Annotated in this window: 9 protein-coding genes; 7 read left to right on the plus strand and 2 right to left on the minus strand. The window is 73.7% G+C overall.

The window, feature by feature from the left end:
• Positions 1-96: 96 nt before the first annotated feature.
• Complete coding sequence (locus S1361_RS10045; RefSeq protein WP_208031496.1) at positions 97-1,479, plus strand: CoA transferase; 1,383 nt, start codon at positions 97-99, stop codon at positions 1,477-1,479.
• Positions 1,480-1,545: 66 nt separating this feature from the next.
• On the opposite strand, the gene S1361_RS10050 is transcribed toward S1361_RS10045, so the two are convergent.
• Positions 1,546-2,589: a zinc-dependent alcohol dehydrogenase family protein gene (locus S1361_RS10050; RefSeq protein WP_208031497.1), complete on the minus strand. Its 1,044-nt coding sequence runs from the start codon at positions 2,587-2,589 to the stop codon at positions 1,546-1,548.
• A gap of 185 nt (positions 2,590-2,774) precedes the next feature.
• Between S1361_RS10050 and S1361_RS10055 the strand changes: the two genes are divergently transcribed.
• Entirely contained in the window at positions 2,775-5,843 is a 3,069-nt protein-coding gene (locus S1361_RS10055) for an NACHT domain-containing protein (RefSeq protein ID WP_208031498.1), read from the plus strand.
• 9 nt (positions 5,844-5,852) lie between these two features.
• On the opposite strand, the gene S1361_RS10060 is transcribed toward S1361_RS10055, so the two are convergent.
• A complete protein-coding gene (locus S1361_RS10060) occupies positions 5,853-6,563 on the minus strand; it encodes a VIT1/CCC1 transporter family protein (RefSeq protein WP_208031499.1) in 711 nt (236 codons plus the stop codon).
• A gap of 459 nt (positions 6,564-7,022) precedes the next feature.
• Here S1361_RS10060 and S1361_RS10065 point away from each other — a divergent pair, with 459 nt between their 5' ends.
• The 5 genes from S1361_RS10065 (at position 7,023) to S1361_RS10085 (ending at position 11,813) form a co-directional block, all read left to right on the plus strand.
• Positions 7,023-8,006: a DEDDh family exonuclease gene (locus S1361_RS10065; RefSeq protein WP_208031500.1), complete on the plus strand. Its 984-nt coding sequence runs from the start codon at positions 7,023-7,025 to the stop codon at positions 8,004-8,006.
• 98 nt (positions 8,007-8,104) lie between these two features.
• Complete coding sequence (locus tag S1361_RS10070; RefSeq protein ID WP_208031501.1) at positions 8,105-8,338, plus strand: hypothetical protein; 234 nt, start codon at positions 8,105-8,107, stop codon at positions 8,336-8,338.
• A gap of 16 nt (positions 8,339-8,354) precedes the next feature.
• Positions 8,355-9,185 carry an SURF1 family cytochrome oxidase biogenesis protein gene (locus S1361_RS10075; RefSeq protein ID WP_208031502.1) on the plus strand — a complete coding sequence of 277 codons (831 nt, stop codon included), beginning with the start codon at positions 8,355-8,357 and terminating at the stop codon, positions 9,183-9,185.
• Between the two features lie 83 nt (positions 9,186-9,268).
• Complete coding sequence (locus S1361_RS10080; protein ID WP_208031503.1) at positions 9,269-11,053, plus strand: glycoside hydrolase family 15 protein; 1,785 nt, start codon at positions 9,269-9,271, stop codon at positions 11,051-11,053.
• A gap of 4 nt (positions 11,054-11,057) precedes the next feature.
• Complete coding sequence (locus S1361_RS10085) at positions 11,058-11,813, plus strand: SDR family oxidoreductase (protein WP_208031504.1); 756 nt, start codon at positions 11,058-11,060, stop codon at positions 11,811-11,813.
• The last annotated feature ends 447 nt before the right edge of the window (positions 11,814-12,260 follow it).

The raw sequence follows: 12,260 nt of genomic DNA on the forward strand, positions 1-12,260 counted from the left end.
GCACGAGCAACATGGACGCTTCGCTGTGCAGTGTTGAGCCGAGTTGGCACTGCCGACCCGGTCAGGTTGATTGAATCAATACTGCATAGTGAAGTAATGACTGAAATCAAGGATGCCTGGGAGGCCGTGGGCGGGCAGCCCGGTCTGGCGCAGCGCGTCTCGGCGGTCGTACGCCGGGACGCGCTCGACGCGCGGCTGCCCGTACGGGAGCTGGCCCGCGCGTGTGTCGGGGCGTGCGCGCTGGCCGCCGCCGAGCTGGGGGCGCGGCGGGCCGGGCTCGCCGAGGTGCCGGCGGTCACCGTGGACGACGGCGCGGTGGCCGCCGCCTTCCACAGCGAGCGGCTCCTCCGGGTGGACGGCCGGGCGCCGGACGTCTTCGCGCCCCTGTCACGGTTCTGGCGCACGGCCGACGGCTGGGTGCGCACCCACGCCAACTACCCGCACCACCGGTCCCGGCTGCTCGGCGCGCTGGGCCTGCCGGCGGACGCCTCGGCGGAGGAGGTCGCCGGCCGGCTCGCCGAGCGCTCGGCCCTGGAGGCCGAGGAGGCCGTCTACGCCGCCGGCGGCCTCGCGGTGGCCCTGCGCACCCCCGAGGAGTGGCGGGCGCACCCGCAGGCCGCCGAGGTCGCCGCCCGGCCGCTGGTGGAGCGTGCGCGGCCGGACGCGGCTCCCGCGCGCGTGCTGCCGCCCCTGCACCCGGCCGCCGCTCCCCTGCTGCCCGCCGCCGGGCTGCGGGTGCTGGACCTGACCCGGGTGCTGGCGGGCCCGGTCGCCACCCGCACCCTGGCCCTGCTGGGCGCGGACGTCCTGCGCGTGGACGCGCCCGGGCTGCCGGAACTCCCCGACCAGCAGGCCGACACGGGCTTCGGCAAGCGGTCCGCGACGCTCGACCTGGCCGCCGGCCGGGACACCCTCGACGAGCTGCTGGGCACGGCCGACGTCGTGGTGACCGGGTACCGGCCCGGCGCCCTGGACCGGTTCGGGCTGGCACCGCACGCGCTGGCCGAACGCCACCCCGGACTGGTCGTGGCCCAGGTGTCGGCGTGGGGCGGGTACGGGCCCTGGGGCGGGCGGCGCGGCTTCGACAGCCTGGTGCAGGTCGCGACCGGCATCGCGGTGACCGAGGGCACGGCGCAGCGGCCCGGTGCGCTGCCCGCGCAGGCCCTGGACCACGGCACGGGCTATCTGCTGGCTGCGGCCGTGCTGCGGGCCCTGACCGAGCAGTCCTACGAGGGCGGGAGCCGGCTGGTCCGGCTGGCGCTGGCCCGGACCGCCCGCTGGCTGACCGACGGCATCCGGCCGGCCCCGGCCGACGGCGCCCCGTACCCGTGTCCGGACGCCTGGCTGGCCGAGACGGACAGCCCGCTGGGCCGGCTGCGGCACGCCCGGCCGGCCGTGTCCTTCACCGGCGGCCCCACCGCCTGGGCCCGGCCGCCGGTGCCCTGGGGTTCGGACCCGGCCGAGTGGCGACGACGTTGACGACCTTGATTCAGACCTTGATGTCGTCAATGCCGTCAATGATGTGGACCCGGCCGGTGCCGTCGGTCATGCGGTCACCAGCACCTTGAGCGCGGTGCGTTCGTCCATGGCCTTGTAGCCGGCGGGTACACCTTCGAGGTCGACGGTCAGGTCGAACACCGGCGAGGGGTCGATCGTGCCGTCGAGCACGTCGGGCAGCAAGTCGGGGATGTAGGCGCGGACCGGGGCGACGCCGCCGCGCAGGGCGATGTTCCGGTCGAACATCACGCCGAGGTCCAGGCCGGTGCCGCTGCCGTGGGGCACGCCCACGAAACCGATGGCGCCGCCGGCACGGGTGATGTCGACGGCCGTCCGCATGGACTGCTCGGTGCCGACCGCCTCCACGACACAGTGGGCGCCCTGCCCGCGGGTCAGCTCGCGGACGGCCTCGACGGCCGCGTCCCCGCGCTCGGCGACGACATCGGTGGCGCCGAACCGGCGCGCGATGTCGGTACGCGCCTCGTGCCGGCCGAGCGCGATGATCCGCTCGGCACCGAGCCGCTTGGCGGCCAGGACGGCGCACAGACCCACCGCGCCGTCACCGACGACCGCGACCATGGCGCCGGGCCGGGCGCCCGCGCCGAGGGCGGCGTGGTGGCCGGTGCCGAGGACGTCGGACAGCGTCAGCAGGGCGGACAGCAGGCGCTCGTCGGAGGCCGCGTCCTTGGGCAGCCGCACCAGGGTGCCGTCGGCGAACGGCACGCGGACGGCCTCGCCCTGGCCGCCGTCGTAGCCGACGGAGCCCCAGAAGCCGCCGTGCTCGCAGGACGTCGTCAGGCCCTCGCGGCAGTAGGCGCAGACGCCGTCGGACCACATGAAGGGCGCGACGACCAGGTCACCACGGTGGACGGTGCGCACGTCGGAGCCGGTCTCCTCCACGACCCCGAGGAACTCGTGCCCGATCCGCTGCCCCGGCTGCCGGGCCGCCTCGCCCCGGTACGCCCACAGGTCGCTGCCGCAGATGCAGGCCCGCAGCACCCGCACGACGGCGTCGGTGGGCAGCTGCACCGCGGGCTCGGGAACGTCCTCCACCCGCATGTCGTACGGGGCGTGGATGGTGGTGGCGCGCATGGCGAGGATCCCTTTCGTGCGGGGGTGGTGCTCGTGCGGGGTCGTGCGAGCTCGGGGGTGCGCCCGGGGTGCGGGCGCCCTTCACGGTACGTCGCCTCCCGCGCGGGGGGAGCGGCGAGGTGCCGTAGCCCGGTGCGGGGGGCCGGTTCTACGATGCGGCAGGCACACACGGGGAGGACCGGGGGATGCACGGACTGGAGACCCTGCTGCTCCGGCTGGCGACGACTGTGGCGTCGTCGGCCGCGAAGTCGCTGTTCGCCGCGAGACCGGGAGCGGGGCTGGTGCCGGACCGGGTCCGGCCGCTGCCCGGGCCGGCGGGCCCGGAGAAGCTGGCGCGGGTGCTGGCGGAACGGATCTCCTCCCGGTACGCGACGCTGCCGGAGCACGAACGGCTCGCGGCCATGACCGCCGTGCAGGACACCTTCGCGGCGGCGGGTCCGCTGGACGCCGGCCGGCTCTTCGCCGCCGACCTGGATCCCGGGCGGCTGGCGGCGGAGCTGGAGCGTCCGCCGGCCGGCCTCGCCGAGCGGGGACGCGATCTGTACGGCGAACTGCTCGGACTGTGCTGTGCGCACCTCGTCGAACAGCTCACCGCCGAGCCGTCGTTCCCGGCGCGGGCGGCGGTGGAGCAGACCCGACGGTCCGGGACGCTGCTGCGGCAGCGGACCGACTCCGGAGAGGCGGGCTTCCTCGGGTTCGAACAGCGGTACGCGGACTTCGTCGCCGAGGCGCACTCCCGGCTGGAGCTCTACGGGGTCACCCTGGGCGACCGGCGCCGCGCCGAGTGGCCGCTGGAGACGGCGTACCTGTCCCTCGGGGTGACCGGACAGGACCGGTACGAGCCGCACGCCGAGGGGGTCGGGGCCACGCCGCCGGCCGTGCGGGTGGAACAGGCGCTGGCCGACTGCCACCGGCTCGTGCTGCGGGGACAGGCCGGGTCCGGCAAGTCGACCCTGCTGCAGTGGCTGGCGCTGAACGCGGCCCGGCGGAGCTTCGGCCCCGAGCTGGCGGACTGGAACCGCTGCGTGCCCTTCGTGCTGCGGCTGAGGGCCTTCAACACACCGGACGGCCTGCCGATGCCGGAGGAGTTCCTGCCGGCCGCCGGTGTGCCGTTACGGGCGCCCCAGGGATGGACCGAGGACCTGCTCGCCGCCGGCCGTGCGCTGGTCCTGGTGGACGGGGTGGACGAGGTGCCGCAACGGCTGCGCGGCCGTACCGAGCACTGGCTCCGGTCGCTGATCACGGCTTTCCCGAAGGCGCGGTACGTGGTGACGACCCGTCCGTCGGCGGTGCCGGACGGCTGGCTGGCGGCGCAGGGATTCGGCACGCACACCCTGCTGCCGATGGACCGGGACGACATCAGGACGTTCGTCCGGCACTGGCACGAGGCGGCGCGGCGGGAATGCCCGGCGGACGGTGAACGGGACCTGCTGGACCGGTACGAGGAGAGCCTGAACGAGGCGGTGGCCACCCGCCGTGACCTGGGCCGGCTCGCCACCAACCCGCTGATGTGCGCCTTGCTGTGCGCCCTGAACCGCGACCGGCGCATGCATCTGCCGCGGGCCCGCAAGGAGTTGTACGACGCCGCCCTGGACATGCTGCTGGTGCGGCGGGACACCGAGCGGGAGATCACCTCGGTCGAGGGGCTCGTGCTGTCCCGGGACGAGCAGACGGCGCTGCTCCAGCGGCTGGCCTACTGGCTGATCCGCAACGGGCAGGCGGAGGCCGCCCGGCAGGACGCCGTCGCGATGCTGGACGAGTGGCTGGCCGCGATGCCGCAGGTGCGGGCGCAGGGGGACGCCGAGCAGGTCTTCACCCATCTGCTGAACCGCAGCGGACTGCTGCGCGAACCGATGCCGGGGGCCGTCGACTTCGTCCACCGCACCTTCCAGGACTACCTGGGTGCGAAGGCGGCCGTCGAGGCCCGGGACTTCGGCGTGCTGGTCCGCAACGCGCACGACGACCAGTGGGACGACGTCGTACGGATGGCGGTGGGCCACGCGCGCGTGGAGGAACGCGGCCGGCTGCTGCGGCAGTTGCTCCGGCGCGCGGACCGGACACCGCGGCACCGGGAGCGGCTGGTCCTGCTCGCGGCGGCGAGCCTGGAGCACGCGCCGGAGCTGGATCCGGCGGTGCGCGCGGAGGTGGAGGAGCGGGCCGGTGCGCTGATGCCGCCGTACACCTCCAAGCAGGCCGAGGCGCTCGCCCGGGCCGGGGAACTGGTGCTGGAGCTGCTGCCGGGACCGGAGGGGCTGACGGAGCGCGAGGCCGGCGCGGTGATCCGTACCGCGCGGTTGATCGGCGGCGACGCGGCGCTGCGGGTGATCTCGCGGTTCCGTGCGGACCGGCGTCCACGGGTGCTGTCGGAGCTGGCTTTCGCGTGGGAGTCGTTCGACACCAGGGAGTACTTCGAAGCGGTCCTCGAGGAGGGCGGTGGCGAAGGACACATCCTGAACGTACGCGATGCCGAGGCCTTGACGCTGGTCCCCCGGCTCCACCGGCTCAAGAGGCTGAACCTGATCGGCGACCACGGTCTTCCCTCCGAGGCCCTGGACAACGAGAACCTCGAGTTCCTGGGATTCGCCCGGAACGCGGTGGTCAGCGACCTCTCGCCCCTGCGAGGGTTGCCGCGACTGCGTGACCTGTCCCTCAACCAGTGCCCGGCCGTCACCGATCTGCGTCCGTTGTCCGGCCTGCCCCTGACCAGGATGCACCTTTCCGGTTTCGGCAACGGGTTCTCGCTGGCACCGCTGGCGGACCTGCCCGAGCTCCGACACGTGTCGGTGGACTTCCTCCCTTCGGAAAGGGGTCTGGACGAGCTGTCTTTCGCCCCTCGGCTGACGGGCCTCAGCTTTTTCGATCAGGCCTGTTTCATGCGGCTGACGGGACTGGAGGCGCTCACCTCACTGAGCTGGCTGAGCGTCCACGACGACCGGCAGTGGCGCGACTTCCTCTCTGCCGGAACTTTTTCACCCCTGCAGTCGTTGCAAGTCCTCAACGTTGCCGAAGTCGACCTCGGCGACTTGACGCCCCATCGGACGCTGACCTCCGTCTACCTCGGCAGGGTCGCCCAGATCGACCACATCGGGGCGCTCGCTCACCTCCCGGCCCTGAGGTCCGTGTCCTTCTCCCGCTGCGGCCCCCTGGACCTGACCCCCCTGGCTCCCCTGGAGGACGTGGAGATCCAGCTCTACGACTGCGAGCACGTCCTCGGCGCCGAGCTGTTCCCGCGCGAGCGGCTGATCATCGACTGACCGGCCGGGTCACACACCCGCCGCCCCCAGCAGGCTCCCCGCCGCGTACGTCACCCCCATCGCCAGCGCCCCGCCCGCCACGTTGCGCAGCACCGCCCGCTTCGGCTCCGCCGCGCCGAGGCGGGCGCTCGCCCAGCCGGTGAGGGCGAGGGTGGCCAGGACCGAGACGACGGTGACCATGAGGCGCCGGCCGGCCGGGGGCAGGACGATGGCCAGCAGCGGCAGCAGCGCGCCCGCGGTGAAGGACAGGAAGCTCGCCCAGGCCGCGGTCCAGGGGTTGGTCAGCTCGTCCGGGTCGATGCCCAGCTCCACGCGCGCGTGGGCCTTCAGGGCGTCCCGCGCGGTGAGCTGTTCGGCGGCCTCGCGGGCCACGTCGCGGGACAGGCCGCGCGCCTCCAGCATGCCGGTCAGCTCGCGCAGTTCGGCCTCCGGCTGCTCGCGCAGTTCCCGCTTCTCCAGGGCGAGCGCGGCCATCTCGGAGTCGCGCTGGGTGGAGACGGAGACGTACTCGCCGGCCGCCATGGACATCGAGCCGGCGAGCAGGCCGGCCAGTCCGGCGGTGAGCAGGGCGGCCCGGCTCCCGGTCGCGCCGGCCACGCCGACGACCAGTCCCGCGGTGGAGACGATGCCGTCGTTCGCGCCGAGCACGGCCGCGCGGAGCCAGTTCAGCCGGGAGCCGAGGGCGCCGCCGTGGGCCTCGTCGTGGGTGGGTTCCGTCACAGCAGGGAGGATCCCACCCCGGCGGTCACGGCCACCGCATCGACGCCCCGCGCGGAACAGGGGGCTCCGCAAGGGCGGCCGGCGGACTGGTACCCGAACTGCCGTACGCCTGCTGTCCGGTCTGCGGGGGCGGCTCCGGCGGCGCGCTTCCTACTCCTCCCTCACCGCGCGTCCGGAGCGCGCCCACTCTCCCCCCGGATACGGGCCCTTGAGGAGCCCGACCGGCGGGAGACCGTGGGGGTGTGGCGGACGCCGAAGCCCGTGCGGGTGAGGCGAGGGCCGGGGGACCTGGTGGCGGCACCGGGGGGGTGACGCCGTACGGCCGGCCGGACTCGCCGCACCTCTCCCTCTCGCGCACGCGCGCGTGTGTGCGGTGGCCGAGCAGGAGGGCGAGGCCGGTGGGTGCCGCCGGGACCTGAGGGACCGCGCTGTCAGTCGTGGCCCGTATCCTCAATGACCATGCTCGAAGACCGTGCGACCGCAGTGTCCTCCCCCACCCAGTGGCCGGCCGCGTATCCGAAGGGATACGCGGTCGTTGACGTGGAGACCACCGGCCTGGCCCGGGACGACCGGATCATCTCCGCGGCCGTCTACCGGCTGGACGCGCAGGGTGAGGTCGAGGACCACTGGTACACGCTGGTCAACCCGGAGCGGGATCCGGGACCGGTGTGGATACACGGTCTGACGAGCGATGTCCTCGAAGGCGCTCCGCTGTTCGGGGACATCGCCGAGGAGTTCGCCGCCCGCCTGGACGGCCGGGTGCTCGTCGCGCACAACGCTGTCTTCGACTGGCAGATGATCGCTCGGGAGTACGCGCGCGTGCGGGGCGAGGCGCCGGTGCGGCAACGGCTGTGCACCATCGCGCTGTCGAAGGAGCTGGGGCTGCCGCTGCCCAACCACAAGCTGGAGTCGCTGGCGGCGCACTTCGGGGTCGTACAGCAGCGGGCGCACCACGCGCTGGACGACGCGCGTGTGCTGGCGGAGGCGTTCCGGCCCAGCCTGCGGGCCGCGGCGGAGAGCGGTGTACGGCTGCCGCTGCTGGAGTGCCGGCCGCTGACGGAGTGGTCGGACCGGCCGGTGCCCCGGCAGTCGTCGGGTGGCTACGGCGCCTACCGGCCCGGCAGTTGGCGCCCCTCCCGCAAAAGGCCCGCATGCCCCTATCCCAACCCAGGTCGCTACGAGGACGGCAAACGCCTCAGGCAGGGCATGCGGGTGGCCTTCTCCGGCGACACCTCGACCGAGCGGGAGCTGCTGGAGGACCGCGCCACCGAGGCCGGGCTGCATGTCGCCACCAGCATCTCCCGGCTGACCAGCCTGCTGGTGACCAACGACCCCGATTCGGGCACGTCGAAGACGGTCAAGGCCCGGCAGTACGGCACGCCGATCGTGGACGAGGCGGCGTTCGGGCAACTGCTGAGGGATGTGGAGCCCGCCGACGAGTAGGCGCCCCACGGCCGGGTGACCGTACGAACGGGTGATTGCCGCACGACTCACCCCGCCCCGGCTCGCTCCGGGATCGGCGACGGCCCACCCTGTGGCGCATGGCGAAATGCGAAGTTTGCGGCAATGACTACGGAATGGCCTTCGAGGTCCACGCACAGGGCGCCGTCCACGTCTTCGACTGCTTCTCCTGCGCGATCCACCGCATGGCCCCGGTCTGCGAGAACTGCAAGGTCTCGATCATCGGCCAGGGCGTGGAGGCCGACGGCATGTTCTACTGCGGCGCCCACTGCGCCCGGGCCCAGGGGAAGGCAGGGATCGTCGACCACGTCTGACCCGGTACCCGCATGAATGCACCCCACGGTCCGGAGGTACCGTCGTGGGGTGCACCGTTACCGATTCCTGTTGTCCCGCCAGTGGGTGATCCTCACCCTCGTCGCGATCGCACTGATCCCGACGATGATACGGCTGGGCTTCTGGCAGCAGCACCGGTACGAGGAGCGCACCGCCCGCAACGACCTGGTCTCCGCCGCGCTGCACGCCGAGCCGGTCCCGGTCGAGCGGCTGACCTCCCCCGGGCACACCGTGACCCGCACCGAGAAGTACCGCACGGTCACCGCGACCGGCACCTTCGACACCGCGAAGGAGGTCGTGGTCCGGCGCCGGACGAACTCCGACGGCGAGGTCGGCTTCCACGTCCTCACCCCCTTCGTCCTCGACGACGGCAAGGTACTGCTCGTCAACCGCGGGTGGATCCCGGCGAACGGCGTGCAGACCGCCTTCCCGAAGGTCCCCGCCCCGCCGGCCGGCCGGACCACCGTCACCGGGCGGCTGATGGCCGACGAGACCACCGCGGCGAGCGGCATCAAGAACGTCGAGGGCCTGCCCGACCGGCAGATCATGCTGATCAACAGCGCCGAGGAGGCGCGGCGGCTCGGCGCGCGGGTGCTCGGCGGCTACATCCAGCAGACGGCGCCCCGGGCCAAGGACGGCTCCCCGGAGCAGATCTCGGACCCGGGCAGCGAGGACGCCCCGCTGAACTACGCGTACATGATCCAGTGGTGGCTGTTCGCGGCGGCCGTCCCGGTCGGCTGGTGGTTCCTGGTGCGGCGGGAGATCCGCGACCGGGAGGAGGCCGCGGCCGAGCCGCAGCCGGAGGAGAGCGCACCGGCCGCGGTCTGAGCGCGCCCGTTTCCCGTGCGCCGGCGTCACTCCCCCGGCGCCCCACCTGATTGGCCCCCTGGTCCGCCGGGAAACCGCATCCCGTGAACGCGCGTATCGAGGACTACGCCCTCATCGGGGACAAGCAGTCCGCGGCCCTGGTCGGTAAGGACGGCTCGATCGACTGGCTGTGCCTGCCGCGCTTCGACTCCGGTGCCTGCTTCGCCCGGCTGCTGGGCGACGAGGACCACGGCCACTGGCGGATCGCGCCCGCGGGTGCGGACGTCTGCACCCGCCGCGCCTACCGGCCGGAGACCCTCGTCCTCGACACCGAGTGGGAGACGGAGGACGGCACGGTACGCGTCACCGACCTGATGCCGCAGCGCGAGCGCGCCCCCGACGTCGTACGGATCGTGGAGGGCGTCAGCGGCCGGGTCACCGTCCGCAGCACGCTGCGCCTCCGCTTCGACTACGGCTCCATCACGCCGTGGGTGCGCCGCGCCGACGGCCACCGGGTGGCCATCGCCGGACCGGACTCCGCGTGGCTGCGCTCCGAACCGCCCGTGCGCACCTGGGGCGAGGACTTCGGCACCCACGCGGAGTTCACCGTCGCCGAGGGCGAGCGGGTCGCGTTCGTGCTCACCTGGCACCCCTCGCACGAGAAGCGCCCGCCGCTCATCGACCCGTACGAGGCGCTGGAGAGCAGCGTCACCGACTGGCGGCGCTGGGCCCGCCAGTGCACGTACGAGGGACCGCACCGGGACGCCGTGGTCCGCTCCCTGATCACCCTCAAGGCGCTCACCTACGCCCCGACCGGCGGGATCGTCGCCGCGGCGACCACCTCGCTGCCCGAGCAGCCGGGTGGCGTGCGCAACTGGGACTACCGGTACTGCTGGCTGCGCGACTCCACCCTCACCCTGAGCGCGCTGCTCTCCATGGGCTTCCGCGAGGAGGCCGGGGCCTGGCGCGACTGGCTGCTGCGCGCGGTCGCCGGCGACCCGGCCGACCTGCAGATCATGTACGGCGTCGCGGGCGAGCGGCGGCTGGGGGAGACCGAACTGCCCTGGCTGCCCGGCTTCGTCGGCTCCTCCCCCGTACGCACCGGCAACGGTGCCGTCGACCAGCTCCAGCTCGACGTGTACGGCGAGGTGATGGACACCCTGTCGCTGGCCCGCGCCGCGGGCCTGCCCACCAAACCGCACATGTGGGCCCTGCAGCGCTCGCTGATGACGTTCCTGGAGACGGCGTGGCGGCAGCCGGACGAGGGCCTGTGGGAGGTGCGCGGCGGCCGGCGGCAGTTCGTGCACTCCAAGGTGATGGTGTGGGTGGCCGCCGACCGGGCCGTGCGGACCCTGGAGCGGCACCGGGAGCTGCACGGCGACCTGGAGGGCTGGCGCAGACTGCGGGACGAGGTGCACCGCGAGGTGTGCGAGAAGGGCTTCGACCCGGACCGGAACACCTTCACCCAGTACTACGGCTCACGGGAACTCGACGCCGCGCTGCTGCTCATCCCGCGCGTCGGGTTCCTGCCGCCGGACGACCCGCGGGTGGTCGGCACGGTCGACGCGATCCGCGGCGACCTCGACCACGGCGGTTTCCTGCGCCGCTACGACACCGAGGACTCGGTGGTGGACGGGCTGCCGAGCGGCGAGGGCGCCTTCCTCGCCTGCTCGTTCTGGCTGGCCGACGCGCTGCATCTGACGGGCCGGACGAAGGAGGCGCGCGAACTGTTCGACCGGCTGGTGGGCCTGTGCAACGACGTGGGGCTGATGGCCGAGGAGTACGACCCCGTGCACGGCTGTCAGCTGGGCAACTTCCCGCAGGCGTTCAGCCACATCGGCCTGGTGAACACCGCCCTCACGTTGTACGGGGACGACGAGGCAGGATAGGCCCATGGATCTTGGACTGAAGGACCGGGTGTACGTCGTCACCGGAGCCACCCGCGGGCTGGGCAACGCCACCGCGCGGCAACTCCTCGCCGAGGGGGCGAAGGTGGTCATCACCGGGCGGGAGGAGCAGCAGGTCGCCGACGCCGCCGCGGAACTGGGCCCGGGTGCGGTGGGCGTGGCCGTGGACAACGCCGACGCGGGGGCCCCCGAGCGGCTGATCGCGGCCGCGCGTGAGCACTTCGGCGGCTTCCACGGGATGCTGGTGAGCGTGGGCGGTCCGCCGCCGGGGTTCGTCGCCGACAACACCGACGAGCAGTGGCGCGCCGCGTTCGAGTCGGTGTTCCTCGGCGCGGTACGGCTCGCCCGCGCGGCGGCGGCCGAGCTGGAGGAGGGCGGCGCCATCGGGTTCGTGCTGTCCGGGTCGGTGCACGAGCCGATCCCCGGGCTGACCATCTCCAACGGGCTGCGGCCCGGACTCGCCGGGTTCGCCAAGTCGCTCGCCGACGAGCTGGGGCCGCGCGGGATTCGCGTGTTGGGGCTGCTGCCCGGGCGGATCGACACGGACCGCATGCGCGACCTGGACGGACGGTCCGCGGACCCAGAGGCCACCCGGGCCGCGAACGAGTCCCGGATCCCGCTGCGGAGGTACGGGGCGCCCGAGGAGTTCGGACGGGTGGCGGCGTTCCTGCTGTCTCCGGCGGCCTCCTACGTGACGGGAGTCATGGTGCCGGTGGACGGGGGGACGCGGCACGGGTTCTGACGGCCGCCTCCCGTGCGGCTGTGCGCTCGCCGTCCGGCCCTTCGACGCGGTAACGGATGACGGCGGCTCCCGTGTGCGGCCGTGCGCTCGCCGTCCGGCCTTTCGGCGCGGTAGCGGATGACGGCGCCTCCCGTGCGCGGCCGTGCGGGGGCCGGCCGCGCACTTCCCCGCACCCTGGATGCCCCACCCCTCGCCCGAGCCGTCGGCTCACCCCTCCCACCGCCCCGGACGAGACCGCGATCCCGGAGGCAGCCCTCGCCGCCCCGGGGCCGTGCACGGCGAGGAGCGCCCCCGGGCGCGAGCGTGCCGCCGTGCCGTCAGGTCCGAGGGGAACCGGCGGACCGGCGCGGCTCACCGGTCGTGCGTGCGGCTCGGAAAGTCCGCGCATGCGGCCCGGGACGTCCCTGCGGCCCGTCAGAAGGGCGTGCCGGACGGGTCGGCGTCCTG

This window comes from Streptomyces cyanogenus (assembly GCF_017526105.1).
GTDB lineage: Bacteria > Actinomycetota > Actinomycetes > Streptomycetales > Streptomycetaceae > Streptomyces > Streptomyces cyanogenus.

What these genes read in the sequence shown, in the direction of transcription:
- S1361_RS10055 (WP_208031498.1), top strand. Translation starts at nt 2,775, where the DNA reads ATGCACGGACTGGAGACCCTGCTGCTCCGGCTGGCGACGACTGTGGCG.
- S1361_RS10085 (WP_208031504.1), top strand. Translation starts at nt 11,058, where the DNA reads ATGGATCTTGGACTGAAGGACCGGGTGTACGTCGTCACCGGAGCCACC.
- S1361_RS10075 (WP_208031502.1), top strand. Translation starts at nt 8,355, where the DNA reads ATGCACCCCACGGTCCGGAGGTACCGTCGTGGGGTGCACCGTTACCGA.
- S1361_RS10070 (WP_208031501.1), top strand. Translation starts at nt 8,105, where the DNA reads ATGGCGAAATGCGAAGTTTGCGGCAATGACTACGGAATGGCCTTCGAG.
- S1361_RS10045 (WP_208031496.1), top strand. Translation starts at nt 97, where the DNA reads ATGACTGAAATCAAGGATGCCTGGGAGGCCGTGGGCGGGCAGCCCGGT.
- S1361_RS10065 (WP_208031500.1), top strand. Translation starts at nt 7,023, where the DNA reads ATGCTCGAAGACCGTGCGACCGCAGTGTCCTCCCCCACCCAGTGGCCG.
- S1361_RS10050 (WP_208031497.1), bottom strand. Translation starts at nt 2,589, where the DNA reads ATGCGCGCCACCACCATCCACGCCCCGTACGACATGCGGGTGGAGGAC.